The sequence below is a fragment of the Haloarcula halophila genome, assembly GCF_029278565.1.
GTDB classification, from domain to species: Archaea; Halobacteriota; Halobacteria; order Halobacteriales; family Haloarculaceae; genus Haloarcula; species Haloarcula halophila.
Window position 1 is genome coordinate 808,010 of the sequence record NZ_CP119559.1, and the last position, 26,032, is coordinate 834,041.

25 protein-coding genes are annotated in these 26,032 nt (G+C 67.7%); 13 read left to right on the top strand and 12 right to left on the bottom strand.

The annotated features are described in order from the left end of the window. Window positions 1-26: 26 nt before the first annotated feature. From P0204_RS04255 to P0204_RS04290, 8 genes are all read left to right on the top strand, one after another. Entirely contained in the window at window positions 27-1,382 is a 1,356-nt protein-coding gene (locus P0204_RS04255; protein ID WP_276221970.1) for a cytochrome P450, read from the top strand. Window positions 1,383-1,406: 24 nt separating this feature from the next. Beyond that, on the top strand, window positions 1,407-2,387 hold the full coding sequence (gene mvk / locus P0204_RS04260) for a mevalonate kinase (protein ID WP_276221971.1): 981 nt from the start codon (window positions 1,407-1,409) through the stop codon (window positions 2,385-2,387). Further along, the gene (locus P0204_RS04265) at window positions 2,384-3,124 is read left to right on the top strand and encodes an isopentenyl phosphate kinase (RefSeq protein ID WP_276221973.1); all 741 of its coding nucleotides are present in this window, start codon (window positions 2,384-2,386) and stop codon (window positions 3,122-3,124) included. Before mvk ends, P0204_RS04265 begins: the two co-directional genes overlap by 4 nt. Before the next feature lie 43 nt (window positions 3,125-3,167). Further along, entirely contained in the window at window positions 3,168-4,448 is a 1,281-nt protein-coding gene (locus P0204_RS04270; protein WP_276221974.1) for a hypothetical protein, read from the top strand. A 256-nt stretch (window positions 4,449-4,704) separates the two neighbouring features. After that, window positions 4,705-6,051: a ribonuclease J gene (locus P0204_RS04275; RefSeq protein WP_276221976.1), complete on the top strand. Its 1,347-nt coding sequence runs from the start codon at window positions 4,705-4,707 to the stop codon at window positions 6,049-6,051. Between the two features lie 4 nt (window positions 6,052-6,055). Then, a complete protein-coding gene (idsA3, locus tag P0204_RS04280) occupies window positions 6,056-7,096 on the top strand; it encodes a geranylfarnesyl diphosphate synthase (RefSeq protein WP_276221978.1) in 1,041 nt (346 codons plus the stop codon). Between the two features lie 51 nt (window positions 7,097-7,147). Then, window positions 7,148-8,086 carry an ArsA family ATPase gene (locus P0204_RS04285; RefSeq protein WP_276221980.1) on the top strand — a complete coding sequence of 313 codons (939 nt, stop codon included), beginning with the start codon at window positions 7,148-7,150 and terminating at the stop codon, window positions 8,084-8,086. Window positions 8,087-8,218: 132 nt separating this feature from the next. Next, window positions 8,219-9,952, top strand: a complete 1,734-nt coding sequence (locus P0204_RS04290; protein WP_276221982.1) for a glutamate--tRNA ligase — start codon at window positions 8,219-8,221, stop codon at window positions 9,950-9,952. A 1-nt stretch (window position 9,953) separates the two neighbouring features. Here P0204_RS04290 and mobA read toward each other — a convergent pair whose 3' ends face one another. From mobA to P0204_RS04350, 12 genes are read right to left on the bottom strand one after another with little or no spacing between them, the layout of a single operon-like run. After that, window positions 9,954-10,574 (bottom strand): molybdenum cofactor guanylyltransferase, encoded by a 621-nt coding sequence (gene mobA / locus P0204_RS04295; protein ID WP_276221984.1) that lies wholly within the window; start codon window positions 10,572-10,574, stop codon window positions 9,954-9,956. Continuing rightward, window positions 10,571-11,818: a P-loop NTPase gene (locus P0204_RS04300; RefSeq protein WP_276221986.1), complete on the bottom strand. Its 1,248-nt coding sequence runs from the start codon at window positions 11,816-11,818 to the stop codon at window positions 10,571-10,573. Before P0204_RS04300 ends, mobA begins: the two co-directional genes overlap by 4 nt. Next, window positions 11,815-12,663, bottom strand: coding sequence for a HEAT repeat domain-containing protein (locus P0204_RS04305; RefSeq protein ID WP_276221988.1), 849 nt, complete (start codon window positions 12,661-12,663; stop codon window positions 11,815-11,817). The genes P0204_RS04300 and P0204_RS04305 overlap by 4 nt, the downstream gene beginning before the upstream one ends. Next, window positions 12,660-13,493 (bottom strand): DUF8068 family protein, encoded by an 834-nt coding sequence (locus P0204_RS04310; protein ID WP_276221990.1) that lies wholly within the window; start codon window positions 13,491-13,493, stop codon window positions 12,660-12,662. Before P0204_RS04310 ends, P0204_RS04305 begins: the two co-directional genes overlap by 4 nt. Beyond that, a complete protein-coding gene (locus P0204_RS04315) occupies window positions 13,490-14,170 on the bottom strand; it encodes a molecular chaperone TorD family protein (protein WP_276221992.1) in 681 nt (226 codons plus the stop codon). The genes P0204_RS04310 and P0204_RS04315 overlap by 4 nt, the downstream gene beginning before the upstream one ends. Further along, complete coding sequence (locus tag P0204_RS04320; RefSeq protein ID WP_276221993.1) at window positions 14,170-14,991, bottom strand: ethylbenzene dehydrogenase-related protein; 822 nt, start codon at window positions 14,989-14,991, stop codon at window positions 14,170-14,172. The genes P0204_RS04315 and P0204_RS04320 overlap by 1 nt, the downstream gene beginning before the upstream one ends. Then, window positions 14,984-16,042, bottom strand: coding sequence for a nitrate reductase subunit beta (gene narH, locus P0204_RS04325; protein ID WP_276221995.1), 1,059 nt, complete (start codon window positions 16,040-16,042; stop codon window positions 14,984-14,986). Before narH ends, P0204_RS04320 begins: the two co-directional genes overlap by 8 nt. Then, complete coding sequence (gene narG / locus P0204_RS04330; protein WP_276221996.1) at window positions 16,035-18,896, bottom strand: nitrate reductase subunit alpha; 2,862 nt, start codon at window positions 18,894-18,896, stop codon at window positions 16,035-16,037. The genes narH and narG overlap by 8 nt, the downstream gene beginning before the upstream one ends. Next, window positions 18,889-19,068 (bottom strand): DUF8120 family protein, encoded by a 180-nt coding sequence (locus P0204_RS04335; RefSeq protein ID WP_276221998.1) that lies wholly within the window; start codon window positions 19,066-19,068, stop codon window positions 18,889-18,891. The genes narG and P0204_RS04335 overlap by 8 nt, the downstream gene beginning before the upstream one ends. Continuing rightward, window positions 19,061-20,473, bottom strand: a complete 1,413-nt coding sequence (locus P0204_RS04340; RefSeq protein ID WP_276222000.1) for a cytochrome b — start codon at window positions 20,471-20,473, stop codon at window positions 19,061-19,063. Before P0204_RS04340 ends, P0204_RS04335 begins: the two co-directional genes overlap by 8 nt. Continuing rightward, window positions 20,473-21,114 carry a QcrA and Rieske domain-containing protein gene (locus P0204_RS04345; RefSeq protein WP_276223318.1) on the bottom strand — a complete coding sequence of 214 codons (642 nt, stop codon included), beginning with the start codon at window positions 21,112-21,114 and terminating at the stop codon, window positions 20,473-20,475. The genes P0204_RS04340 and P0204_RS04345 overlap by 1 nt, the downstream gene beginning before the upstream one ends. Beyond that, on the bottom strand, window positions 21,111-21,689 hold the full coding sequence (locus P0204_RS04350) for a hypothetical protein (RefSeq protein ID WP_276222002.1): 579 nt from the start codon (window positions 21,687-21,689) through the stop codon (window positions 21,111-21,113). Before P0204_RS04350 ends, P0204_RS04345 begins: the two co-directional genes overlap by 4 nt. Before the next feature lie 182 nt (window positions 21,690-21,871). On the opposite strand from P0204_RS04350, the gene P0204_RS04355 reads away from it, so the two are divergent. The 5 genes from P0204_RS04355 (at window position 21,872) to thiC (ending at window position 26,026) form a co-directional block, all read left to right on the top strand. After that, window positions 21,872-22,531: a helix-turn-helix domain-containing protein gene (locus P0204_RS04355; RefSeq protein WP_276222004.1), complete on the top strand. Its 660-nt coding sequence runs from the start codon at window positions 21,872-21,874 to the stop codon at window positions 22,529-22,531. 39 nt (window positions 22,532-22,570) lie between these two features. Continuing rightward, entirely contained in the window at window positions 22,571-23,128 is a 558-nt protein-coding gene (locus P0204_RS04360; RefSeq protein ID WP_276222005.1) for a MogA/MoaB family molybdenum cofactor biosynthesis protein, read from the top strand. A 43-nt stretch (window positions 23,129-23,171) separates the two neighbouring features. Further along, the gene (moaC, locus tag P0204_RS04365; protein WP_276222007.1) at window positions 23,172-23,648 is read left to right on the top strand and encodes a cyclic pyranopterin monophosphate synthase MoaC; all 477 of its coding nucleotides are present in this window, start codon (window positions 23,172-23,174) and stop codon (window positions 23,646-23,648) included. Between the two features lie 45 nt (window positions 23,649-23,693). Next, window positions 23,694-24,521: a molybdopterin synthase gene (locus P0204_RS04370; protein ID WP_276222009.1), complete on the top strand. Its 828-nt coding sequence runs from the start codon at window positions 23,694-23,696 to the stop codon at window positions 24,519-24,521. 86 nt (window positions 24,522-24,607) lie between these two features. Continuing rightward, window positions 24,608-26,026 (top strand): phosphomethylpyrimidine synthase ThiC, encoded by a 1,419-nt coding sequence (gene thiC, locus P0204_RS04375; RefSeq protein ID WP_276222010.1) that lies wholly within the window; start codon window positions 24,608-24,610, stop codon window positions 26,024-26,026. Window positions 26,027-26,032: the final 6 nt, after the last annotated feature.

Sequence of the window (26,032 nt, forward strand, 5' to 3'; positions counted from 1 at the left end):
AACGTGTCCAGTCCTAACCCCGGCCAATGTCAGGGACGCCGCCGGGACCGAAGGGCGAACCGCTGTTCGGGAGCAGCCGCACGTACGCACGGAACCCGTTCCGGTTTATCACCGCGTTAGAACGGGCCTACGGCGACGTCGCCCGCTTCGACATGGGGCCGATGGACACGTTCATGGTCTGTGACCCCACGGCCCTCGAACGGGTTCTGGTCTCGGAGGCCGACGACTTCCGCAAGCCGGACTTCCAGGGCGACGCGCTCGGGGATCTCCTGGGTGACGGGCTGTTGTTGAGCGAGGGCGATACCTGGGAGAGTCAGCGCCAACTCGCGAACCCCGCGTTCTCGATGAGCCGGCTGTCCGGGATGGCCGACCGGATCACCGGCCACGCCGAGGACCGCATCGCCGGCTGGACAGACGGCGACGTGATCGACGCCGAGCAGGCGATGACGCGGGTGACTCTCGACGTCATCCTCGATCTGATGATGGGCGTCGAACTGGAGGAAGAGACGGTCCAAACGATCGAGGAACAACTGATGCCGCTGGGCGAGCGGTTCGAGCCCGACCCCATCAGGTTCGCGGCCCCCCAGTGGATGCCGATGCCAGACGACGCGAAGTTCGACCGGGCGGTCGAGACTCTCGACGGCGTCCTCGACGACATCATCGAGACGCGCGAGGGAACGGTCGGCAGCGACGAGGACGGACCAATGGACTTCCTGTCGGTACTGTTGCGGGCCCGCGACGACGGTCAGCAGTCGCCGGAACAGCTCCGGGACGAGATGATGACGATGCTGCTTGCCGGCCACGACACGACGGCGTTGACGCTGACCTACACCTGGTTCCTCCTCTCGGAACACCCCGAAGCGGAGCGACGTGTCCACGAGGAACTAGACGAGGTCGTCGGCGACGACCGGCCCGGGATGGAACACGTCCGTGAGCTGGAGTATCTCGAATGGGTGATCCAGGAGGCGATGCGGCTGTATCCGCCGGTCTACACGATCTTCCGGGAGCCCACCGTCGACGTGGAACTGGCTGGGTACTCGGTGCCGGCCGGGACGACGCTGATGCTCCCCCAGTGGGGTGTCCACCGCTCCGAGCGGTTCTACGACGACCCGGAGACGTTCGACCCCGAGCGCTGGCGACCCGAGCGCGCCAAGGAGCGGCCGCGGTTCGCCTACTTCCCCTTCGGCGGCGGGCCGCGCCACTGCATCGGCAAGCACCTGGCGATGCTCGAAGCCCAACTCATCACGGCGACGACCGCACGCGAGTATCGCCTGGAGTTCCTCGGAGAGACGCCGCTGGAGCTGTTGCCCTCGCTGACCGCCCACCCGCGTCAGGAGATGTCGATGCGGGTCCACGGGCGGGACCGCTCCGAAAACGCCTAACCCCCTCGGTGACCACGGGCGGGTATGGTCACGTCGAGCGCTCCCGGGAAGGTGTACCTGTTCGGGGAGCACGCAGTCGTCTACGGCGAGCCGGCGGTCCCGTGTGCCATCGAGAAGCGGGCACGCGTCACCGCCAGAGAGATCGACGAGGGGTTGCGGGTCCACGTCGACGACCTCACGCTCGACGGCTACACCGTCGAGTACAGTGACGGCGACGGACACCCCGATCTGGAAGTCGACGAATCACTCGTTCGGGCGGGCGTCGGCTACATCAACGAAGCCGTCTCACAGGCCCGTGAGGTCGCCGACAGGCCCGACGCCGGCTTCGAGATCGTCGTCGAGAGCGACATCCCGCTGGGTGCCGGGTTGGGCTCGTCGGCGGCGGTCGTCGTCGCGGCGATCGACGCCGCCACACGTGAGTTGGGGGTCGAGTTGACACCTGAAGAGATCGCGGACCGCGCCTACCGAGTCGAGTACGAGGTCCAAGACGGGCAAGCCTCGCGAGCGGATACGTTCTGCTCGGCGATGGGCGGGGCGGTCCGGGTCGAGGGCGACGACTGCCGGCGGATCGAGGGCGTCGGGACCCTCCCTTTCGTCATCGGCTACGACGGCGGGGCCGGGGACACCGGCGAACTCGTCGCGGGCGTCCGGCAACTCCGGGAGGAGTACGAGTTCGCCGCAGATACCGTCGGTGCGATCGGGGATATCGTCCGGGAAGGCGAGTCCGTGCTGGGGACGGACGACTACGAGGCGCTGGGGAAGTTGCTGAACTTCAACCACGGGTTGCTCGCGGCGCTCGGCGTCTCCTCTCGGTCGCTGGACGCGATGGTCTGGGCGGCACGCGAGGGCGGTGCCGCGGGTGCGAAACTGACCGGCGCCGGTGGCGGTGGCTGTATCGTCGCCCTGGACGAGACCGACGGCGCGCTCACCGCGTTGCGCTACACGCCAGGCTGTGAGGACGCGTTCCGTGCGGAACTGGACACCGACGGGGTTCGCCGGGAATGACGACCGTCCTGAAACTCGGCGGGAGCGTCGTCACGGTGAAAGACGAACCGGAGACGGTCGACGACGAGCGACTGGCCGCCGCGGCCGACGCGGTCGTGGCAGCCGAGGACGATCTGGTCGTGATCCACGGCGGCGGTAGTTTCGGCCACCACCACGCGGCCGAACACGGCGTCAGCACGACCGACGGGACCCACGACGCCGGGGCGGTTCAGGCCATCCACGGCGCGATGGCCAGGCTCAACGCCCGCATCGTCGCCGAGTTGACCGAGCGGGGCGTCCCCGCGGTCCCGATCCATCCGTTCTCCGCCGGAGCACGTACCGGGGACGGCACGCTGAAGTTCCCGCCCGAGCAGATCCGGACGGCGCTCGGCGAGGGGTTCGTCCCCGTCCTGCACGGCGATCTCGTGGTCCAGGCCGGCGAAGGCGCGACCGTCCTCTCCGGTGACGAACTCGTCGTCGAACTCGCGTCCGCACTGGGCGCGGACCGGATCGGAGTTTGTTCGACCGTTCCGGGCGTCCTCGACGGCGACGGCGCGGTGATCGAGCGGATCGACGACATCCGGGACGTGGCCGACGCGCTCGGTGCCAGCGACGCGACGGACGTCTCCGGTGGGATGGCCGGCAAAGTCCGGACGCTACTGGCTCTATCGGCACCTGCCCAGATCTTCGGTCCGGACGCACTGGCGGAGTTCCTCGCGGGCGGAACCCCCGGGACGACGGTCGGGGACGGCGGGTAAAACCGTCGTAACCTATTTGCCGGCTGTTGTCGATGGTCGAACTATGTCTGCTGTTGGATTGCCCGACGTCTACCGATACGGGACGAAGTTCCTCGGGTATCTGCTCGTGGTCGCCCTGATCGGCGGCGGTCTCATCGCCGTCGGTAACGTCCTCGTCGAGTACGGTTCCTTCGAAGCGACCGGCGACGCCGGTGCCCGCGCGATACTGGGTATCGTCGTGACCGTCGTGGGCCTCCTCCTGAGTCTCTCCGGCGTGTTCGGCCTGCTACACAAGCTCATCGCGGACGCGGCGATGGTCGGCGCGGTCGCCGCCACCGGTGAACCGGACGACAGTGGGTCGGGTCACGACGCGTCGGAGGAAGCGCCGCTCGCCCAGACCGATCAGGCCGCCCCTAGTGGTGCCGCAGCCAGCCGGGAACAGTCGTCGGCGGAACCGAGAACCGCGACAGACACCTCCGCACCGAGATCACAGCCGACGGACCAAACAGCCCAGTCCGGGACGGCTGCCAGGGAGCCCTCCGAGTCGTCGGCCGCCGGGCTCTCAGCGGGCGATAGTGAGCCCAAGACGAGTCCGGACTCTCCAGAAGAGGACGGGACCACGGCTTCTCGGACCGACCCCCTCGCCGGCGGTGACAGCGGTCCCGACACGTCCCCGGCAAGCGAGCCGGACCCCACGGAGGCAGGAGCCGATACCGATACGACGGCTGGTGCTGGCAGCGACCCGGCGGCCGAGAGCCCGGACGGTGACGACCGGGACCGGGAGTCACCGGAGCCGACGACGGAGACCGATCCGTCCGCACCGCCCGAGGAATGGTCGCCACCGGACCCGACAGCGTTCGACGACGGCGAGGCGACCCCGCGAGAGGAGACACAGCAAGAGTCGGAACCGGTGGCCGATCCACCGACTGCCGACGATGGGAACGACGATCCGTTCGATACCGCTGAGCGTGACTCCGGAACCGACGAGTCGGCCGACGACCGCTTCGAGGCACCGCCGAACGGCGACCCGACGGCGACCGACGACGAGTCCGAGATGTTCGAGACGGACGCCGACGACAGGACCGAGACGGGAACACCCGACCCGAATCCGCCGGACGAAACCGGGACGGATACCCTCGAACCGGAACCGATCGACGACACGGAGTCGTTCGACGCCGGGGAGACAGAGCCGTTCGTCTCCAACCCCGACGGTTCGACGAACGACGAGCCCGAACAGGCCGACGGCGAGAGTGACGACGAGGAACCCGACGATGTCGGTGGCTTCACCGTCAGCGGAGACGACGACCCGTTGTCGGACCAACTCGACGACGAGCAGTCGAAATGAACCCACATCGTTTTAAGACGGCGTGTTGTAGGGCCGAGTAACCGAGCGTACGGCCGCCCGCAGGGCGCGGATCGGCGGCCGGCAGACGACGGGTGTATGTCGTCCGGACGAGAGTCCACCCTTCCGGCTCGGGGGCTACGGGTTTCCCGACTGGCCTCGGAGTCGCCACGGAATCGAGACGCCGTTTCACAGCCGTTACCGTCGTCGCCACTGCCGACCGCGTGCACGCGGACGGCTTCCACTCGGAGCTACAACCATGGAAGTCGAAATCGCAACAATCGGCGGATACGAAGAGGTCGGCCGTCAGATGACGGCAGTCCGTGCGGGTGACGACGTCGTCATCTTCGACATGGGCCTGAACCTCTCGAAGGTACTGATTCACGACAACGTCGAGACCGAGCGGATGCACTCGCTCGATCTCATCGACATGGGCGCGATCCCGGACGACCGGGTCATGTCCGATCTGGAGGGCGACGTGAAGGCGATCGTCCCGACACACGGTCACCTGGACCACATCGGGGCGATCTCGAAGCTCGCGCATCGCTACGACGCACCGATCGTCGCGACGCCGTTTACGATCGAACTCGTCAAACAGCAGATCAAGGGCGAGGAGAAGTTCGGCGTCCAGAACGACCTGGTCAAGATGGAAGCCGGCGAGACGATGCAGATCGGCGAACGGAACGAACTCGAGTTCGTCAACGTCACCCACTCGATCATCGACGCGATCAACCCGGTCCTCCACACGCCCGAGGGAGCGGTCGTCTACGGGCTCGACAAGCGGATGGACCACACGCCGGTCATCGGCGACCCGATCGACATGAAGCGGTTCCGCGAGATCGGCCGCGAGGGCGAGGGCGTCCTGGCCTACATCGAGGACTGTACGAACGCCGGCAAGAAGGGACGGACCCCGTCCGAGTCGGTCGCCCGTCGCCACCTCAAGGACGTCATGGACAGCATCGAGGACTACGACGGCGGGATCGTCGCCACGACGTTCTCCAGCCACATCGCCCGCGTGAGTTCGCTGGTCGAGTTCGCGGACGACATCGGCCGCCAGCCGGTCCTGCTGGGCCGCTCGATGGAGAAGTACTCCGGGACCGCAGAACGGCTTGACTTCGTGGACTTCCCCGAGGACCTGGGGATGTACGGCCACCGCAAGTCCGTCGACCGGACGTTCAAGCGGATCATGAACGAGGGCAAGGAGAACTTCCTGCCGATCGTCACCGGCCACCAGGGCGAGCCGCGCGCGATGCTCACCCGGATGGGACGGGGCGAGACACCCTACGAACTGGACGACGGCGACAAGGTCATCTTCTCGGCCCGGGTCATCCCGGAGCCGACCAACGAGGGCCAGCGCTACCAGTCCGAGAAACTGCTGGGGATGCAGGGTGCCCGCATCTACGACGACATCCACGTCTCCGGTCACCTCCGGTCGGAAGGCCACTACGAGATGCTCGACGCGCTCCAGCCGCGGAACGTCATCCCCGCCCACCAGGACCTCAAAGGGTTCGCGCCGTACGTCGATCTCTGTGAAGACATGGGGTACCAGATGGGCCGGGACCTCCACGTGACCCGCAACGGCAACATGATCAAGCTCACCGAGTGAGAGTATGTCCGAACGCCATCAGCAAGTCGAAGACGCCATCGTCGCCCGGCGAGAGCGGGTCAACAGCGCGCTCCCGGAGGACCTGCCGGTCAAACGGCCGGACCACCTCTACGAGGCGTCGCGATACCTGCTAGACGCTGGTGGCAAGCGGCTTCGGCCGACGGTGCTGTTGCTCGTCGCCGAATCGTTGCTCGATATCGAGCCCTCGGCTGTGGACTACCGGGCGTTCCCGACGCTGGACGGTGGCAAAGCCGACGTGCTCTCGGCGGCACTCGCCATCGAAGTCATCCAGACGTTCACGCTGATCCACGACGACATCATGGACGACGATCCACTGCGTCGTGGTGTGCCAGCCGTCCACGAGGAGTACGATCTCTCGACGGCGATCCTTGCCGGTGATACGCTGTACTCGAAAGCCTTCGAGTTCCTGCTCTCGACCGGTGCTGCCCCCGAGCGGTCGGTCGACGCTACCACACGGCTCGCGACCACCTGTACCCGAATCTGTGAGGGACAGTCACTGGACATCGAGTTCGAACAGCGTGAGTCGGTCACTCCTGACGAGTACCTGGAGATGGTCGAACTCAAGACTGCCGTGCTCTACGGCGCGGCGGCGGCCATCCCGGCGACGCTGCTGGGGGCCGACGACGGGACGGTCGAGGCGCTGTACAACTACGGACTCGACGTCGGGCGAGCCTTCCAGATCCAGGACGACCTGTTGGATCTGACGACGCCCTCGGAGAAACTGGGCAAACAGCGCGGGTCGGATCTCGTCGAGAACAAGCAGACGCTGGTGACGCTGCACGCTCGCCAACAGGGTGTCGATCTAGAGTCACTCGTCACGACAGAATCCGTCGATGCGGTCTCGGAGGCCGAGATCGACGCGGCCGTCGACCGCCTCCACGAGGTCGGTTCGATCGAGTACGCGCGCGAGACGGCCCACGACCTCATCGCCAGCGGGAAGGAGAACCTGGAAGTCCTCCCGGACAACGAGGCGCGCTTCCTGCTGGAAGGGATCGCGGACTATCTCGTCGAACGCGAGTACTGACCCCGCTATCGCGGGGACACCAGTTATACGCCAGTGTCACCTAGAGCCGCTGTGACGGAGTTCGTCCTCTACGGTGGCAAAGGTGGTGTGGGAAAGACGACAGTAGCGACGGCGACGGGGCTGTCACTGGCCCGCGAAGGGTTCGAGACCTTGGTCGTCTCGACCGATCCGGCCCACTCGCTGGCCGACGCCGTCGAGGCGAATCTGGGCGGGAATCCGACCGAGATTCGCGACGGGTTCTGGGGCGTCGAGGTCGACCCACAGACCGGGATCGACCGCTACCAGTCACTGTTCGAGACGCTGGCCGCGGAGTTCAGCGAGGCCGGCATCGACCTCGACGAAGCGGAGGTCTCGGCGCTGTTCACGAGCGGTATCATGCCCGGAAGCGACGAACTCGCTGCGCTCGAAGGGATTGAAACCTACGTGGGAAACGACCGCTGGGACAGGGTCGTCTTCGACACGGCCCCGACGGGCCACACGCTCCGGCTCCTCGATCTCCCCGAAGTCATTGACCGGGGGATGGCTACGGCACTCGACCTGCGCGACCAGGTTCGACGGAAGGTCGACACCGCCCGAACTATGATGTTCGGCCCGATGGCCGGCCGGCGGAGCGACGACGGTCCGGACGATCTCTCGGAGATGCGCGATCGGATGGAACGGGTCGGGACCGTCCTCCGGGACCCGGACCGGACCGCGTTCCGGGCCGTCACGATACCGGAGACCATGGCCGTCCGGGAGACCGAACGCCTCGTCGAACAGTTACGCTCCTTCGAGGTGCCCGTGACCACCCTCGTCGTGAACAAGGTCATCGATGACCCGGGGGACTGCGAGCGGTGTCGCGGGAAGAAAGCGGTCCAGACCGAGGCGATCGAGACGCTTCGGCGATCGTTGCCCGACCTCGATCTGTGGACCGTTCCGGACGAATCCGGGGAGGTGACCGGCATCGACGCGCTCGAGGGAATTAGTACACACCTAGGAACGAAATCGTAGTCGAACCAGGGCAGTGACTGACGGGGTTTCGGGCCTGTGACGGTGAGCGTTGCGTCCCCCGTCTTCGGACGGCTGTGACAGGCCCCGAGCCAACCCGACGCCGTTTTGACCGGGGCGGTGCCAGGGTCGTGCATGGACGACGAGCTTCGTGCCCGTATCGAGGAGGCCGCCGAAGTCGACGCCCTCCTCAACGCGGTCAAACACGACAGCGAGGCACAGGTCGGGGCGATCATGGGGCCACTCATGGGCGAGAACCCCGAGTTCCGCGAGTACGGCGACGAGATTCCGGGGATCATCGCTCCGGTCGTCGATCGAGTCAACGGGATGGACGGCCAGGAACGACGCGATCGGATCGCCGAACTGGCCCCCGACCGTCTCGAAGAGATCGAAAGCGAAGACGAGGGCGAGGACCACCCACTGCCCGACCTTCCCAACGTCGACGAAGAGGAGGGCGTCCGGATGCGTGTCGCCCCCAACCCGAACGGCCCCTGGCATATCGGCCACGCGCGAATGGCTGCCGTCGTAGGCACCTACAAGGAGCGCTACGACGGCGCGTTCGTCTGCCGGTTCGACGACACCGACCCCGAGACAAAGCGGCCGGACCTGGACGCCTACGACCAGATCCTCGACGCCATCGACTATCTGGGTTTCGAGCCGGACTCGGTCGTGAAAGCCAGCGACCGGGTCGAGAGCTACTACGACCACGCCCGGGACCTCATCGACGCCGGCGGGGCCTACACCTGCTCGTGTCCCCAGGGCGAGTTCTCCGATCTGAAGAACAACGCCGAGGCCTGTCCACACCGTGAGAAAGACGCCGGGACGGTCCACGAGGAGTTCGAGGCGATGGTCGACGGCGAGTACGAGAGCGGCGAGATGGTCCTCCGCGTACGGACCGACATCACGCACAAGAACCCGGCGCTGCGGGACTTCGTCGCCTTCCGGATCATCGACACGCCACATCCCCGCGAGGCGGCCGCCGACTACCGTTGCTGGCCGATGCTCGACTTCCAGAGTGGGATCGACGACCACTTGCTGGATATCACCCACATCATCCGCGGGATCGACCTCCAGGACTCCGCGAAGCGCCAGCAGTTCGTCTACGACTACTTCGGCTGGGAGTACCCCGAGGTCGTCCACTGGGGTCACGTCCAGGTCGACGAGTACGACGTCTCGCTGTCGACCTCGACCATCGCGGAACTGATCGAAGAGGGCGACCTCGACGGCTGGGACGACCCCAGAGCGCCGACGGTCGCCAGCCTCGAACGGCGCGGCATCCGGGGCGAGGCCCTCGTCGACGCGATGGTCGAGTTGGGCACCTCGACCTCCAACGTCGACCTGGCGATGTCCTCGGTGTACGCGAACAACCGCGAGTTGATCGACGACGGGACGGACCGGGCGTTCTTCGTCCGCGAGGGCGACGAGTACGGCGGCCTGGTCGAGCGCCAGATCGTCGGCGGCCCCGACACCGGGCAGCCACCGTTCCACCCCGATCACGAGGACCGCGGCCGCCGGGAGATTCCCGTCGCGGGCGGCGTCGTCGTCGAGGGCGACGACCTGCCGGCCCACGGCGAGCGGGTCTGGCTGAAAGGCTACGGCTGCGTGCGACACACGCGGGACGCCTTCGAGTACGCCGGCGACGACATCAGCGCCGTCCGCGAGGAGGGCGTCGACGTCGTCCACTGGGCACCCGCCGACGGACCGTCGTTCCGGCTTCGGACGATGGACGGCGACGTGACCGGGATCGGCGAGCCGGGACTGACGGAGTACGACGCCGACGATCTGGTCCAGTTCGAGCGGATCGGGTTTGCCCGACTCGACGACCTCGACGCCGACGGCGAATCGGTCGCCTACTTCACCCACCCGTGAGCTAACGGTCCCGCCCGTTCTGTTCCCGGAACCGTTCGAGAACCGCGACGGTGTCGACGCTCGTCAGCGCCCGGTCGTCGAGCCCGATGGCGTCGCTATCGACGACAGTCGGAGACAACCGCTCCAGCAGTGCGTGGAGGCTCCGCTCGCCGTCGTCGTAGGCGTCGTCGGCAGCGGCGACCGCCCGGTCGACCCGGTAGACAGCACAGGTCGGTTCGAATCCACCGGCCGTTCGAGGGACGACAGTCGTCCCGGCGTCGGCCGCACGCTCCAGCAGCGACGCCAACGACGCGGACGGCACCAGCGGCATGTCGCAGGCGAGGACGACGGCGTACTCGGTCTCGACGGACGCCAGCGCACGGGTGAGACCGGCCAGCGGCCCCTCGTCGGGCCGGTCGTCGACGGCGAACGTGACCCCGAGGTCGGCGTCGGCGAGGGCTGTCTCGAACGCCGGGCGCTGGTCGGCCCGGCAGTTCACGACGACTGCGTCGGTCACCGCCGCCAGCGTCCGGACGACGTGAACCAGCAACGGATCGCCGTCGAGCGTCGCCAGCGCCTTGTCGCCGTCGTCGAACCGGCGCGACCGGCCGCCCGCGAGGACGACCCCAGTAGCCGCGCTCACGGTTTCACGGTCCGAAGGAGCCAGTCGTCGGGCGTCTCCCGGCTGACCTCGAAGGGGTCAAAGGCCTCGCGCGGGGCCTCGGCCAGTTGCCCGAGGAACGGACCGACCGGCGTCGGGTCCCGGTCGCTGACGAGGACGAACGCCTCGCCGGAGGAGAGTTCGCCGAACCGTTCGCGCACGCAGTCCTTTCGCTCCTGGGCCGGGAGGCCGCGGATGTCGATGGCCCCGTCGGGAACGTCGACTTCGCCGGCCGTCTCGGCGGCGTCGGCGACCGCGTCCGTCAGGTCCACGATCGGGCCGGGAACGTCGCCGGGTGTGGGCGTCCCCTGTAGGTCGTGGGTGAACGGGAGTCTGGCCAGAACCCGCGCATCCAGGTCCCCGATCCCCGACGGCCCCGCGGCTTCCGCGAAGAGGTCGTTGGCCTCGCCACAGCAGTCACAGACGTACTCCGCCATGTTGACGACGGTTCCCAGGACCGGCACGTCGTTGTCCCGGAACAGTTCGACGGTCCTGCTCGTGTCGCTGACGCTGGCGTGGAAGGGGGTCGTGACGACGACGACGCCGTCGACGGGGACCTCCTGCAGCGTCGTCAACACCACGTCGCCGGTCCCCGGCGGGAGGTCGATCACGAGCACGTCGTCGTTGCGCCAGGCCGTGTTCGAGAAGAGGTCCTCCAGCGCGTCGTGGGCCATCGCACCGCGCCAGGCCAGCGGCGCGCCGTCCTCCATCAGGCCGACGCTCATCACGTCCATCCCGCCGGTCCGGACCGGCAGCGGGTCCCCCTCGTCGCTGGAGTGGACCGGTCCCGAGATGTCCAGCAACCCGGGAACGTTCGGTCCGTGGATGTCGGCGTCGAACAAGGCCACGTCGTTGTCGGCCGCCAGCCCGCAGGCGAGGTGGGTCGCGGTCGTGGATTTGCCGACGCCGCCTTTCGCGCTGGCGACGGCGATCACGTGGTCGAACGCCTCGACCGCCGACCGGCCCTCGCTCGACGGGCTCGTACTCTCGACGTGGACGCTCTCGACACCGTCGACGTCGTCGACGGCCCGCAACGTCGCTTCGACGATCTCGTCGGCGGTGTCGCCGTCGACGGCCGTCAGATCGGTCTCGATCGTCACGTCGCCGGCCTCGACAGCGATGTCTTGGACGAACCCCGCCTCGAAGACGGAGAGGTCGGCCTGTGGGTCACGCACTGCGCGGAGCTGTGCCTCGACACGATCGGTCAGCGTCGTTTGTGCTGTCATAGATCGGGCATCCTGTTGAGTCGGTCCTCACCGGGGAGTAGTCGGGCGTCGTTCTCCAAAGCACCGCCGAACTGGCGGCGAAACTGTCCGGTATCGGCCTCCAGGGACCGCTCCGCAGTCTGTCGGACGACGGAGGCCGGGTCGTCGGTCAACTCGCGCAGTCGCTCGCGGACCCGGTCGTCGTCGACCCCGGCCAGCATGTGGGCGGCCCACTCCCGGAGGCGTTCGCTGTCCGCGTGGCTCAACTCCAGCAGTTCCTCGGCCATCGCTTCGCCGCGGAGCTTGAACAGCGAGATCGCCGCGTTCCGGCGGACGGCGTGGTGGTCATCCCCGGCCAGGACCGCCGCGATGTCGTCCTCGTGGGCTTGGCGGTCGAGGTTGTCCAGGGCGACGACGGCCTCGGCCCGGACCCACGGGTCGGCGTCGTCGAGCAGTTCGACGGCGACGGCGGCCGTCCGCTCGTCGCTGTGTGCGGTCAAGGCCTCGACGGCGAACTGGCGGACGTCACTGTCAGCGTCGGTCGTCGCGGCCCGGGCGAGTGCGGTCACGACCGCGTCGTCGGTCGGCTCGTCCTTCAACGCCAGGGCCGCCCGCCGTCGATCGATATCGGTCCCGTCACGGAGGTCCGACAGCAACGCCGCCAGATCGGCGTCCCCGACGGGTTCGGTGTCGGCGGCCGCCAGCTCCTCGGGCGTTGCCTCCCCGATGGTCACGTCCTCGCGGCTCACCTCGATGTCTTCCAGCGCTTCGATGTCGGTGTGCATCCCCGGACTGCGCTCGGGGTCCAGTTGCGGGTCCGGGTCGGCGTCGAGTTGTTTCTCGTACTCGCTGCGGTCGTCGGTCATCGCGACCCCTCCAGGGAGACGAGGGTGGCGATCCCCAGCGCGAAGGGGACGGCCCGAGCCACTGTGGCCGGGACGCCGGCCAGGGCCAGGAGGACGACGCCGGCCAGCAACGGCCAGTTGCGCGTCCGGCCCGCCGCACTGGCCGTCGAGACCGTCCCGGCGGCCGCGAGCGCGACGACGGGGAGGGGCGTCCCGACGACGCCACCCCCCACCAGCGTCACGGCGCCGGTGACGAACGGCACCGAGAGCCCGACGGCGACCACCGCACCGAAGGCGAGTCCGCCGCCGATCAGCGCGCGGCCGTCGGTGGCCGTAAACACCAGCGACAGTCCCATTCCGGCCAGTGTAAGCGTCGAGCCGACCGACCGGAGGCCGACGAACCCACCGACGCCGCTCGCCAGCCCGACAGTGAGCGCCGTCAGGAGGACGGCCCCAGCGGCTCGTTCGCCGGTCGACAGCCGGTCGCGGGCGGCGACGACGACGGCGACCGTCCCGGCGACCACTGCGACGGCGGCGGGCGCGGCGGCTGCCCCGGACACGAGCGATAGGAGGCCGAAGACGCCGACGAACAGCAATCCGACCCCGACCGTGGGACGGCGGGCGAACACCCCGGCGACGACGGCCGCGAGTGCCGGGATCGCCGTCGCGATCCACCCGAGGGACTCGACGGCGACGGTCGACGGGGCGCCGGGCGCGTTGACGGCCAGTGCGGCGACGAACCGGGCCGCGACGGCGACGGCAGCGATCCCGACGACGGCGATCGGGAGCGACTGTCGGTGTTCCTCGGGGAGTGCGGGCAGGTGTCCGAGGACAGTCTTGTGGGTGCTCATCGTCTCCCCTCCAGTCGATCGGCGAGGTCGTTCCGGTCGGCGCGGACGAACACCTCCATGAACTCCCCGAGCGAACCGTAGACGTCGGTTCCGGGTTCGTCGGCCAGCCGGTCGGCGACGCCGGCGGCGGCGTGACCGAGGTGGCGGTCCTGGAAGTCGAGGCGAGCCAGCGCCGCGTCCTCGCCGGCCACGGCCTCCCGTCGTGCGAGGTAGCCCGCGAACTCCAGTTCGTACCGGAGCGCGTCGTGGTTGTCCCGCCTGTCCTGGTCGATCTCCAGCCCGTAGTGGTCGTAGGCCCGCGCCAGGTCGAGGTTCACGTCGTTCCAGGACTGGTCGGGCCGGTATTTGGACTCGTACAGCGGCACCGGCGGGCCGGAACTGTCCAGCGAGCCGTCCGTCCGGTCCGTGTACTCGCTGTAGCCCAGTTCGAACAGGTCGTTGTACCGCGCGGCCATGGTCTCGTAGTCGTCGTCGGTCGCCAGCGTCGGGGCCTCGACGGCGAGCGCGGTCTGATCGAGACACCGTCGTAAGTCACGCGCCAGGGCACCGGAGGCGGCCGCGGTGTGGAACTCCTCGTCGGGGTACCGGAACACCGCCGCCAGCGTCCGGTAGACGGTCCCGCGGGCGGCCGCGTCCCGGTCGATATCCTCGGGCGCGTCGGCGGGCGTCGTCGCCATCACTCCATCCCCCCTCTGGCGCGGTGAACTCCGAAGGCAGTCACGCCGACGACCGCGACGATGGCGACGCCGGCGACCGACCACAGCAGCGCCTCGTATGGCGGTCCCTGCGGCCCCTCGCCGAACGGGAAGTAGTGCCACTCCGAGACGGACTTCTGACCGGCCCGCTCGCCGTTCGAGCCGTTCCAGACCGCGAAGGCCACGTCGAGGTCGCCGTCGTCGGTGATCGTCGTCCGGTTGTCCCCGCTGGCGTCGACAGAGCGGGCGTAGACCACCGACCAGGTACCGTCGTCGTAGCTGGCCTCGGTGTTGACCGCGGGCTGGTCGAACGCCGTCGTCGAACCGACGCCGCCGGCCAGCAGTTCCTGGGTCCCGGCGTCGGCACTCCAGTACCAGACGTTGACCATGTTCCCGGGACCGCCCATCGCGATCGGCGGCCGGGAACTGGCGTTGGCCGGGAACTGGACCGCGACCTGATCGGCGAACGCCGCCGGACTGGTAGCGTTTCGGTCCCGGGTCGCGTCGGCCCACTGCAGCCGCAGGTAGAGCGTGCCGTCGCCCCGTGCCGCCTGGACGTGGACCCGTTCGACGGTCGTGTCGTCGGCGTTCGGGACGCTACTCGGTGCGCTGGTCAGCGGGACGTCGGCGGCCGGGACCGACTCCCAGCCGTCGGCGGCCGGCGTCGAGAGGTCCCCGGTCGCCGGCGAGACCGGTATCTCGTGGGCCGGGCGGGCGGTCGCGAGCGGCGCCGCGGCCGTCGCTGCCACCACGATCAGACCCAGCAGCAGTGCCGTGCCGAGCGTGCGCCTGTCGTCAGTCATCGAAGACCTCCAGTCGGTACTGTTTCGCGGGGTTCTTGTGCTGGAGCAGTTCCATCAGTTCGCTGTCGGCCCCCTGGCGAGCGCGCTGGCGCTCGCGTTCGATGGTGTCCAAGGCGTCGTCGACGCGGTCGCCGAACAGCTCACGGAGGTACTGGCGCGGGATGCGGTCGACGTCGACCGTCTCGCCGTCCTCGGTGTGCTGGCCGGGCGCGTACGGCGGGATGTAGTAGACGTTGGGCTGGGTCCGGAACTCCGGATGCAAGGGGAGCGCGACCTCGTACTCCTCGACGAGTTTGTAGATGGGGCCGTCCTCGTCGTCGAGGAAGCCAACGAGGCGCAGCTGTGGCGGACACTCCTCGGCACAGGCCGGCGCGTAGGTCTCCCCGTCCGGACCTTCGCCCTCCAGACGCGGGTAACAGAAGATGCACTTCTCGGATTTCTTCGAGACGGTGTTGTAGTACACCTTCTTGTAGGGGCAGCCCTCGACGCAGTAGCGGTAGCCCCGACAGCGATCCTGGTCGACGAGGACGATACCGTCCTCGCTGCGCTTGTAGATGGCCGAGCGCGGGCAGGCCTCGACACAGGAGGGGTGGGTGCAGTGGTTGCAGATCCGCGGGAGGTAGAAGTAGTAGCTGTTGGGGTACTCGCCGGCGCCCTGGTCCTCGTCCCAGTTCGGTCCCCACTCGGCGCCCTCCCGCGGACGGAGTGGCTCGTCGCTGCCCTCGTACATGATCTCCTCGTGGTTGAACTCCCAGGAGCGGCCGTACTCCTCGCGGGAGGGGATGTCGCCGGTCTCGCGGTCCGAGTGGTCCGCGGACTGCCAGCCCCCGCCGGAGTCCTCCCAGCCCCGCGGGTACCCCTCGCCGGGCTTGGTCTCGACGTTGTTCCAGTACATGTAGTCGGTCCCGCCGCCCTCCGTCCAGAGGGATTTACACGCGATGGTGCAGGTCTGGCAGCCGATGCACTTGTTCAGGTCCATCACCATCGCGACCTGGTGGTCGACGCCGTCGGCGACGTTGACGTGGGTGTCCTCCCCGTTCTGGCTACTCATCGGACTCACCTCCCGCGGGCCGCACCTCTACGTTCACGTCGCTGTTGACGCCGGTCGGCCCCCAGTAGTTCGGGAAGAAGTAGAGGTGCTCGCCGGTGTCCTCGGGGTACTGGACCAACTGGGTCGGCTTCATGTACATCGGGACGAGCGTGTTGAAGTTGTCCCGGTCGGGGTACTGGAACTTCTCCCAGGCGAAGTACTGCCGGGCGGTCCCCGGTTCGCTGGAGGGGTAGATCTTCGCCTGGACCTCGACGCTGCCCATGTCGTTGAACACCTCGACGGTGTCGCCGTCCTCGATGCCGCGTTCGGCGGCGTCCTCGGGGTTGAGGTAGACGACGGGTTCACCCCGCTGGAGCCGGAGCATCTTCTCGCTGTCGCGCCACGTCGAGTGGATCGACCAGCGGCCGTGGGGCGTGTTGTAGGTCAGCGGGTAGTCCCCGCCGGTGTCCTGCGGGCCGCGCTTGTGGGTCGGCAGTTCCTCGTCGAGTTCGAGGAACCAGTCGTGGTCGACGTAGTACTGCTGGCGGCCGGTGAACGTCGGCCAGGGCTCCTTGTCGTGGACGTAGTTCTGCCAGGGGACGTAGGCCTCGTCGTCTTTGATGTCGGAGGTCCAGTGGGGGCCGGCCGCGAGCAGGCGCTGGGGCTGGTCCTCGGTGTCGGCGAAGGTGATCTGTTCGTCGGTGTCGCTGGGGTTGGACTCCTCGGAGTGTTCGAGGATGAACTCCGCGGCCGCGCGGTCTTCCTCCAGTGCTCCCTCCTCGCCGGTCTCCCAGTCCCGGACGAAGTCGTCGTAGATCGTCGTCAGATCGATCGTCCGGTCGAACTTTCGGTCCTCGACGGGGTCGACGCCGCGTTCTCGGGCACGTTCCTGGATCGTCTCGGCGAGCAGACGGAAGATCTCCCAGTCGGTCTTTGCCTCCCCCAGCGGTTCGACCGCCGGCGTGAACGGATGCACGTAGGTGTGCATGTCCGTCTCCGAGAGGTCGTACTTCTCGTAGTGGCTCGCCGCCGGAAGGACGATATCGGAGTACATCGCCGTCGAGTCCATCCGGAAGTTGATGTCGACGACGAGGTCGAGTTTCGGCCACAGTTGCTCCTCGACGGCGACGTTGCCCTTGGCCTGGTTGAAGTAGTTGCCCCGCCAGACGAACATCGTCGAGGGGTCGGGCCGGAAGCCGTCCTCGCGCTCCTCCGGGTACAGCGGCATCCACCCTTTGTCGATGGACTCCCGGATCTTCTCGGCGGTGTCGGGGTCGGTGTTGTCGAGGATGCCGCCGTGGAAGTACGTCCACAGCGTCGTCGGCACCCCGCGGACCGACCCGGTCGGGAACGAGAGGACCTTCCAGCCGTGGAACGTCCAGATCTTCTCCTGGCCGACGTAGTGGTCCAGCCCGGTCCCCGGGTCCCCGAGGTTACCGGTCAGCGTCACGAGCAACTGGATCGCACGGTTGCCCAGGTCGTTGTGGTACCAGTCGTTGACGCCCTTGCCGTGGATGATCTTCGCGGCGTCGGCCTCGGCGAACTCACGGGCGACCCGCTGGTAGGTGTTCTCGCCGACGCCGGTCTCCCCGTGGACGAACTCCGGCGTGTACTGGGAGAGTTCGTCCCGCAGGTTCTCCCAGACCGACCGGACCGGGACCTCGCCGTCGTCGACCTCGACCTCCCGTTCGACGCTCAACTGCGGATCGAAGTCCAGTTCGATGCTGGAGTCGGGGTCGTTCTGGCCGTCGCGCTCGCCCAGCGACCCCGGCGCACGCCGCAGGGTGCCGTCGGCGTCGACCATCACGAACACCTTCTCGGGGTCGTCGGCGTCCCCCGCGAGGCCGACTTCGCTCGCTCGGAGGAACTTGCCGGTGTCTTCCCGGACCAACAGGGGCATGTCGGTCTGTTCCTTGAGGTGGGCCTCGTCGTACAACCCCTCGTCGACGATGGTCCGGGCCATCCCAAGGGCCAGGGCGGTGTCGGTGCCGCCCTCCGGGGAGAGCCACTCGTCGGTGTGGATCGCCGTCTGGGAGTAGTCGGTGAAGATCCCGACCCGTTTGGCCCCCTCGTAGCCGGCGTCGAGGAAGTACTTCGCGTCGGGGATGCGCGTGACGTTGATGTTCGACCCCCAGGCGATGATGTAGTCGGCGTTGTGCCAGTCGGCGCTCTCGGCGTTGTCTGTCTGGGTCCCCCAGGTGATCGGCTGGCCCGGCGGCAGGTCCGAGTACCAGTCGTAAAAGGAGTGGGAGACCCCGCCGAGCAGGTTGACGAGCCGGCTCCCGGAGGCGAAGGAAACTGGGCTCATCGCCGGGATCGGGGTGAAGCCGGAGATCGCGTCGTACCGCCCCGCCTGGACCTCGTCGATGACGTGGTCGGCGATCTCGGTCAGGGCCTCGTCCCAGGAGATGCGCTCCCACTGGCCCTCGCCGCGTTCACCGGTTCGTCGAAGCGGGTGGAGCACGCGCTGGTCGGCGTTGACGTAGTCGGTGTAACAGGCCCCCTTCTGACAGCCCCGCGGGTTCGGGTCCGGGAGGCTCTCGTCGAAGGTCGGGTAGTCGCCGGCCTGCTCCTCGCGCCAGACCTGGCCGTCCTTGACGAAGACGTTCCAGGAGCAGGACCCGGTGCAGTTGACGCTGTGGGTCGAGCGGGCGACGGAGTCCCAGTCCCACTCGTCGCGGTAGAGGTCCTCCCAGTCGCGGTAGGGATAGTTACCGATCGGGTCGTCGACGGCCTCCAGCCCCTGCATGCCGTCGTCGGCGAAGGAGAGCCCCGTCGCACCGAGCAACGAGGCCGCACCCAACCCTCGCACGAAGTCGCGTCGACTCAGGGAACTGTCCGTCCAGCGGTCGTCGTCGGGAGTCTGTCTACTCATGGCTCAGGAACACCGTCACGGTCGCACAGGCGGTACCGACGAGCGCGAGGGCGATGCCGGTCGGCGTCGAACCGCCGGCCTCCAGGCCGGCAGCGACGAGGCCGAGCCCGACCAGTTTGCTCGCCGTGTCTAACAGCCGATACTGGCGTCGAGAGAGCGCGATCTCAGTCATCGCTCGTCCCCCCGTCCGTAACTTTGCCGTCGGCGGTACCGCTGTCGGCAGCGCCACCGTCGGCGGCGACCCCCTCGTCGTCGGGCGGGGCCGACGTGTCCCCGCCGCGCAACAGGAGGTAGGTGATCCCACCGAGCACCGGCGGAACCCCCAGAAGCGCCGCGGTCAGGATCGGGTTGACGACCTCGGTGGTCGTCCCTAGCACCTGGTCGGCGAGGATATTGTTCATCCCCGCGATGGAGGCGATCATGACGAAGGCGACGGCGGCCACGCCGACGCCGGTCTGCCAGGGCCGCTGTAGGGGATCGGCAGTGAAGTGGGTCGGCTCGGGCGTCCGATCGATGAAGGGCCAGGCGGCGATCGCCAGGAAGACGAGCCCCGGAAGCAGGACGCCGCCGACGAACTCGCCGTTGATGTGGGCCGGCCCGACTGAGAACCCGATCTGGGGCAGCAGCTTCAGGAAGCCGTAGACCCACATCAGGAACCAGTCGGGCATGATCAGCGCCGGGGTACTCGCCGGATCGTTGGGACCGTACTCGGCGACGTTGTGGACCGGCAACAGGCCGGCAAGCGCCGACAGCGTCGCGGCCGTCAGGAAGAACACGACCGCCGAGACGGCCGCCTGGTTGGGGACCGCCGGCAGGCCGACGATGACGCTGTCGTCGTCCTTGTCGATCTCCCGATCGCCGGCGACGACGTCGTCCTCACGGGGTGCTTCGGTGTGTTTCTGGCGTATCAGAATCCACATGTGCAGCGCCAACCCGCCGGCGATCGCCATGGGAATGACCAGCACGTGCAGGAAATACAGCCGGGGGATCGTCGCGCTGGAGGGGAACTCCCCGCCGAAGACCACCTGCCCGAGGAAATCCCCCAGTAGCGGCACGGAGATCGTGAGGTTGTAGCCGATGCTGGTCGCGGTCGCGGCGAACTCGTCGAACGGCAGGGCGTAGCCGGTGTAGGCCGCACCCATCGACAGCGCCGCCAGTCCCGTGCCGACGATCCAGTTCGGTTCCCGCGGGTTTCGGTAGGCCCCGGTGAAGAACACCCTGAGCATGTGCAACCCGATCGAGGCGACGAAAAGATGGGCCGCCCAGTGGTGGAGCCGGCGGATGAACATGCCGAAGGGCACGTCGTAGGTGATGTGTAACACCGAGACGAACGCCTCGGGCATCTCCTGGCCCTGGAACTTCTCGACGCTGCCGTCGTACTCGACCGCCGAGGTCGAGGGCTCGAAGAAGAACCCGAGGAAGATCCCCGACAGGACCAACAGGAGGAAACAGAACAGCGCGACCTCGCCCAGCAGGAACGAGTCCTCGGCGGGGAAGGCCTTCCCGAGGAACTGCTGGCCCCGCTCGACGTCGAGTCGGGTGTCGAACCAGTCGTAGATCCGGTCGGCGCGAGACATCACTCACCCCCCGGGCCGACTGGGCCCTCGAAGTCGCCGGTCGCGATCAGGGTGCCGTCGCTGGAGATCGTGATCGGGAGCTGCGGGAGCGCCCGCCCCGGCGGTCCGCCCTCGACGCTCGCGCCGGAGAGCGGATCGAACTTCCCGAAGTGACACGGGCAGACCAGCAGATCCCCGTCCCGGTTCCCGACCATACAGCCGGCGTGGGTACACACCTTCGAGAACGCCGCGTAGCCGCTGACCGTAAAGCCCTCCTTGACGTTGCTGTAGGCCGATTCCGAGTAGCGGACCAGCAGCGTCGGCGCGTCCTCGATCCCGGGCCGGGGTTCGGGGAAGACCGTCATGTGTTCGCCCTCCGAGAGACGGCCCTCCTGGATGGGTTCGCCCTCGCCGTCGACCAGGGTGACGCCGTCGGAGTAGATCGGTCCCTCGTAGCTGCGCTCGAACACCTGGGTGGTGCTCGCGAGCGGTGCCGTCAGGCTCGCGACGGCCGTCAGGCCGCCGACGGTCGCGAGGAACTTCGCGAAGTCACGCCGCCGGAGTTCGGCCCGCGCGTCGCTGTAGAGGCTCTGGCGGGTCGCCGGGGTCTCGCTACAGCCGCAGTCCTCGGTCTCGTCGTCGGGTTTCGGGTAGTCCATCAGTCGTGCCTCCTGTATTCCGCGACCTCGACGTGTGGCATGAACCAGGCGTAGTACGCGACCGTCGACAGCGCCAGCGAGACGAACATCCCCGTGGCGTACAGCCCGAAGTACTGGGTCCGGGCCAGAGTCAGGTACTCGCCGGTGAACAGCGCCGCGAAGACGATCGAGAGGACGGTCAACCCGCCCATCGCGACCAGCCCCTCGATGGCGTCCGAGGCGTCGTGGTACTCGACGACCCAGCGGTTGTCCGATTCGAGCCACGGCAGGCTCGCCGTGAGTTGCCCGCCGTCGGCCACGGGCGCTTCCTCCGGTGGTCGGACGGCCCGGTTCATGAACTGGTGAGCGCCGGCCAGGACGCCGACGAGGCCGAAGAGCGCGACCCAGACGACGACCCCGACCTGGCTGGGCGAGAGCTTGTTCGGCGTGTCGATCGGCCCCTCCAGCGGTCGGAGGTCAGTGACGCTCTCGTCGATCGCGATCTCCTCGGAGGGTGGTTCGCCGTGTAAGGCGACGTACCACATCGGAAGCAACACCGTGGTCACCAGCAGGACGATGAGTATCGTGTTCCGTCTCATGGGTTGGGTGAGGGCTGGTATGATAGTCCGCTGACTGTTCGGTCCGGTCCCTCGTATCCGGCTCTTGCAAGACGACGACGGTGAACGTCAGACCAAACATCTCGGGTATTTTTTAAGGGGAATTCCGCGCCGAACATGTTCGCACTGGATTATTTCACTCGAACCGGTCGATATCCCGACAGATGTCCCGGCGGGTGCTCGCGGAGGTAGAAGTGGTCGACCCACAGGCGTGCCAGGTCCAGCCCCACGCCAGCGAGGAGCGGCACGTCGCTTCTGTCTCCCGGAGCGCGCTTGGCGGTGACGAGGGTGAGGTCGTCGAGGAGTTCACGCTGGTCGCCGACGGCGATTCCCCACCATCACCGGACGACCACGCGAACGTCCAGGAGGTGTTCGATTACGACCAGGGACGGATCTACCGCCTCCATCGACAGGCTGGACAGGGGTGTGTCTGTGAGCGGATCGAGCGAGCGGGCTGTGTCGTCCAGGAGTTAAGCGCCACCGAGCGGTCCCTGACGGTGACCTTCCTGGTCGAGGACGTGGCCACGCTCAGGGACGTGATCGGCGACCTCCAGTCGACGGGCGAGTGCGTCAGCCTCCGGCGGCTTGTCGAGACCGACGACTCGCTGGACCGGAGCCGACCCGTCGTCCTCGACCGGGAGAAACTGACCGGCCGCCAGCGGGAGGTCCTGGAACGCGCCCACGAGATGGGCTACTTCGAACACCCGCGGACGGCCAACGCGGGCGAGGTCGCGGACGACCTGGGGATCACGACGGCGACGTTCACCGAACACCTCGCGGCCGCCCAGCGGAAGGTGTTCGGCGACCTCCTGGACGAGCCGTGACCGCCGACAGTTTTCCGTCTCTCGGCCCCACAACACGGTATGGGAGACGACCACGGCGATCACGATCACACGCAAAACCGCCACGAGCACACCGACCACGACAATCACGACCACCACGGAGACGACCGTGAAACGGTCGATATCGGCGTCCTGACTGTCTCGTCCTCGCGGACACTAGCGGACGATCCCAGCGGTGACACAGTCGAGACCGTCTGTGGAGACGCAGGCCACGAGGTCACCGATCGTCGGCTCGTCACCGACGACGCGGACGCCATCGCCGAGGCCGTCGCCGGGTTGCTCGACGACGGCGCCGACGTAGTGGTCACGACCGGCGGGACCGGCCTCACCGCCGACGACGTGACCGTCGACGCGGTCGGGGACCTCTTCGATCGCTCGATCCCCGGTTTCGGGGAGCTGTTCCGCTGGCTGTCCTACGAGGAGGTCGGCCCGATGGCGATGGCATCCCGTGCGACCGCCGGTGTCGTCGGGGACCGACTCGTGTTCTGCCTCCCCGGCAGCGAGAACGCTGCCCGGACTGGGACGGAAGAACTGATCGCGCCGGCGGTCGGGCACCTGCTCGGCCTCGTCCGGCAGTGACCAGACCCGCACGGTTTTGAGGCCAGTCGCGCTAGCGGCGACCATGACCGAGGAGTTCACACACGTCGACGAGGACGGCGACGCCCAGATGGTCGATGTCGGTGAGAAAGCCGAAAGCGAGCGCCGGGCCGTCGCCCGGGGCGCGATTCGACTGACCGACGGGACGCTCGCAGCTATCGAGGCCGACGACGTGGAGAAGGGTGACGTGTTGACGACCGCCCGGATCGGTGCCATCCAGGCGGTCAAACACACCTGGGAGACGATCCCGATGTGCCACCAGATCCCCATCACGAACGTCGAGACGGAGTTCTCGGTCGGCGACGACCGGGTAGAACTCACCGTCGCCGTCGAGACGGTCGGCAAGACCGGCTGTGAGATGGAGGCTCTCGAAGGCGTCACGACGGGACTGAACGTCGTCTGGGATATGGTGAAGGCGAACGAGAAAGACGACGACGGCCAGTACCCCGGGACAGCCATCGAGGGGGTCGAGGTCGTCGAGAAGTCGGTCGAACGGCCCTGACCGCGTTCGGAAACACATACCTGTTCGCGTCCGATAGACGGTCACATGCAGGTCCTGGGAATCGTCGGCCACTCCGACGCCGGGAAGACCACCCTCGTCGAGCGGCTGACCGAGCGACTCTCCGAGCGCGGGCGGGTCGCGACGGTCAAACACTGTACCCATCCGCCGGACGTCGACACGGAGGGGAAAGACACCGCCCGCCACCGCGGTGCTGGTGCCAGCGAGACCGTCGCGCTGACCGACGACGGGGCGTGGTTCGCGACCGGCGAGCAGCGGTCGCTGACCGAGACACTGGACGAACTGGCCCCGGAGTACGACTACGCGCTGGTCGAAGGGTACAGCGACGCGTCGATCCCGAAGGTCGTCCTGGGCGACCGCGAGGCGGCCGACCCGGTCGTCCACCGCGCCGACAGCGGTGGCGCGGCCGATCTCGATGCTGTCGTCGACGCCATGCTGGACCGCGACCCGTACGTTACGCTGGAGGCGCTAGTCGGGGAAGTAAAGCGCTCCGCGGACGAGGATCGCGCCGGAGCGATCGCCACGTTCACCGGGCGGGTTCGAGCACGGGACAGTCCCGACGACCCGCCGACGGAGTTCCTGGAGTTCGAGCGCTACGACGAGGTCGCCGCCGACCGGATGGCAGAGTTACAGCGTTCACTAGAGGACCGCGACGGCGTCTACGCCGTTGCCCTCCACCACAAGACCGGTGTCGTCAAGGCCGGCGAGGACATCGTCTTCGTGGTCGTGCTGGCGGGCCACCGGGGGGAGGCGTTCCGCGCCGTCGAAGACGGGATCAACCGCCTCAAGGAGGAGGTCCCGCTGTTCAAGAAGGAAGTGACGGTCGAAGACGAGTTCTGGGCACACGACCGGTAGCTTCGATGGGCGTCTCGTCGTATCGCGCGTGGACGGAGTGTCAGCCGACGGTACATTTATTACCTAGTGATATTACCTAGTGGTACATGACGCAACTCGATGCCGCCAGGGCGGGAACGATCACCGACGCGATGGAACGGGTCGCCGAACGCGAGCGGGTCGATCCCGAGTTCGTCCGGCAACAGGTCGCCGACGGGCAGGCCGTGATCCCCACGAACGTCAACCACGATCGTCTGGACCCGATGGTGATCGGCCGTGAGTTCGCCACGAAAGTGAACGCGAACATCGGAAACAGCGAGGAGTCGGGCGATTCGGAGACCGAACTGGAGAAACTCCACACGGCCGTCCACCACGGGGCCGACACCGTGATGGACCTCTCGACGGGCAGCGATCTCGACGAGATCCGGACCGCGAACCTGGCCCACTCACCGGTCCCGATCGGGACCGTCCCGATCTACGAGGCGGTCACACGGGTCGAGGACCCGACCGAGTTGACGACAGAGCGGTTGCTGTCGGTGATCGAGAAGCAGGCCCAGCAGGGGGTCGACTACATGACGATCCACGCCGGCGTCCGACTGGAACACCTGCCGCTGACCGACGGCCGTACCACCGGGATCGTCTCCCGTGGCGGGTCGATCCTGGCGAAGTGGATGGAGGACAACCAGGCCGAGAACCCGCTGTACACGGCGTTCGACGAGATCTGTGCGATCCTGTCCGAGTACGACGTGACGATCAGTCTCGGTGACGGACTGCGTCCGGGTTCGTTGGCCGACGCCGGCGATCCGGCACAGTACGCGGAACTGGAGACGCTGGGCGAACTCACACGGCGGGCCTGGGACCACGGCGTCCAGGTCATGGTCGAGGGGCCGGGTCACGTTCCGATGGACGAGATCGCCGGGCAGGTCGAACGTCAGCAGTCAGTCTGTGACGGCGCACCGTTCTACGTCCTCGGGCCGCTCGTGACCGACATCGCGCCCGGGTACGACCACATCACCAGTGCCATCGGTGCCACGGAAGCGGCACGGGCCGGCGCGGCGATGCTGTGTTACGTCACCCCGAAAGAACACCTCGGTCTCCCCGACGCCGAGGACGTCCGCGACGGACTCGCAGCGTATCGGATCGCTGCCCACGCCGCCGACGTGGCGAACGGCCGCGAGGGTGCCCGCGAGTGGGACGACGCGCTCTCGGAAGCACGGTACGCCTTCGACTGGCAGCGACAGTTCGAACTGGCGCTGGACCCGGAGCGAGCGCGGGCGTTCCACGATCAGACGCTCCCGGGGGACAACTACGAGACGGCCCGGTTCTGTTCGATGTGTGGTGTCGAGTTCTGTTCGATGCGGATCGACCAGGACGCTCGCGACGAGGGCGGGATGGACGAGATCGAGATCGACGACACGGACGGGACCGACCCGGAGACCTCCCAGGCAGCGGCCGTGAACCGGCCACCGGTCGGGACCCACGACACAGCGGCGGGTCCGACAGACAGTCCCGGAGCCGACGACTGAGCGAGA

Bases quoted from the DNA above. Each gene is read 5' to 3' on its own strand.
- moaC (WP_276222007.1), top strand. From the start codon at position 23,172: ATGACCGAGGAGTTCACACACGTCGACGAGGACGGCGACGCCCAGATG.
- P0204_RS04265 (WP_276221973.1), top strand. From the start codon at position 2,384: ATGACGACCGTCCTGAAACTCGGCGGGAGCGTCGTCACGGTGAAAGAC.
- mvk (WP_276221971.1), top strand. From the start codon at position 1,407: ATGGTCACGTCGAGCGCTCCCGGGAAGGTGTACCTGTTCGGGGAGCAC.
- P0204_RS04355 (WP_276222004.1), top strand. From the start codon at position 21,872: ATGTCCCGGCGGGTGCTCGCGGAGGTAGAAGTGGTCGACCCACAGGCG.
- P0204_RS04340 (WP_276222000.1), bottom strand. From the start codon at position 20,473: ATGTCTCGCGCCGACCGGATCTACGACTGGTTCGACACCCGACTCGAC.
- P0204_RS04300 (WP_276221986.1), bottom strand. From the start codon at position 11,818: ATGACAGCACAAACGACGCTGACCGATCGTGTCGAGGCACAGCTCCGC.
- narG (WP_276221996.1), bottom strand. From the start codon at position 18,896: ATGAGTAGACAGACTCCCGACGACGACCGCTGGACGGACAGTTCCCTG.
- narH (WP_276221995.1), bottom strand. From the start codon at position 16,042: ATGAGTAGCCAGAACGGGGAGGACACCCACGTCAACGTCGCCGACGGC.
- idsA3 (WP_276221978.1), top strand. From the start codon at position 6,056: ATGTCCGAACGCCATCAGCAAGTCGAAGACGCCATCGTCGCCCGGCGA.
- P0204_RS04275 (WP_276221976.1), top strand. From the start codon at position 4,705: ATGGAAGTCGAAATCGCAACAATCGGCGGATACGAAGAGGTCGGCCGT.
- P0204_RS04290 (WP_276221982.1), top strand. From the start codon at position 8,219: ATGGACGACGAGCTTCGTGCCCGTATCGAGGAGGCCGCCGAAGTCGAC.
- P0204_RS04350 (WP_276222002.1), bottom strand. From the start codon at position 21,689: ATGAGACGGAACACGATACTCATCGTCCTGCTGGTGACCACGGTGTTG.
- P0204_RS04370 (WP_276222009.1), top strand. From the start codon at position 23,694: ATGCAGGTCCTGGGAATCGTCGGCCACTCCGACGCCGGGAAGACCACC.
- P0204_RS04315 (WP_276221992.1), bottom strand. From the start codon at position 14,170: ATGGCGACGACGCCCGCCGACGCGCCCGAGGATATCGACCGGGACGCG.
- P0204_RS04305 (WP_276221988.1), bottom strand. From the start codon at position 12,663: ATGACCGACGACCGCAGCGAGTACGAGAAACAACTCGACGCCGACCCG.
- P0204_RS04310 (WP_276221990.1), bottom strand. From the start codon at position 13,493: ATGAGCACCCACAAGACTGTCCTCGGACACCTGCCCGCACTCCCCGAG.
- P0204_RS04360 (WP_276222005.1), top strand. From the start codon at position 22,571: ATGGGAGACGACCACGGCGATCACGATCACACGCAAAACCGCCACGAG.
- P0204_RS04335 (WP_276221998.1), bottom strand. From the start codon at position 19,068: ATGACTGAGATCGCGCTCTCTCGACGCCAGTATCGGCTGTTAGACACG.
- thiC (WP_276222010.1), top strand. From the start codon at position 24,608: ATGACGCAACTCGATGCCGCCAGGGCGGGAACGATCACCGACGCGATG.
- P0204_RS04270 (WP_276221974.1), top strand. From the start codon at position 3,168: ATGTCTGCTGTTGGATTGCCCGACGTCTACCGATACGGGACGAAGTTC.
- P0204_RS04255 (WP_276221970.1), top strand. From the start codon at position 27: ATGTCAGGGACGCCGCCGGGACCGAAGGGCGAACCGCTGTTCGGGAGC.
- P0204_RS04320 (WP_276221993.1), bottom strand. From the start codon at position 14,991: ATGACTGACGACAGGCGCACGCTCGGCACGGCACTGCTGCTGGGTCTG.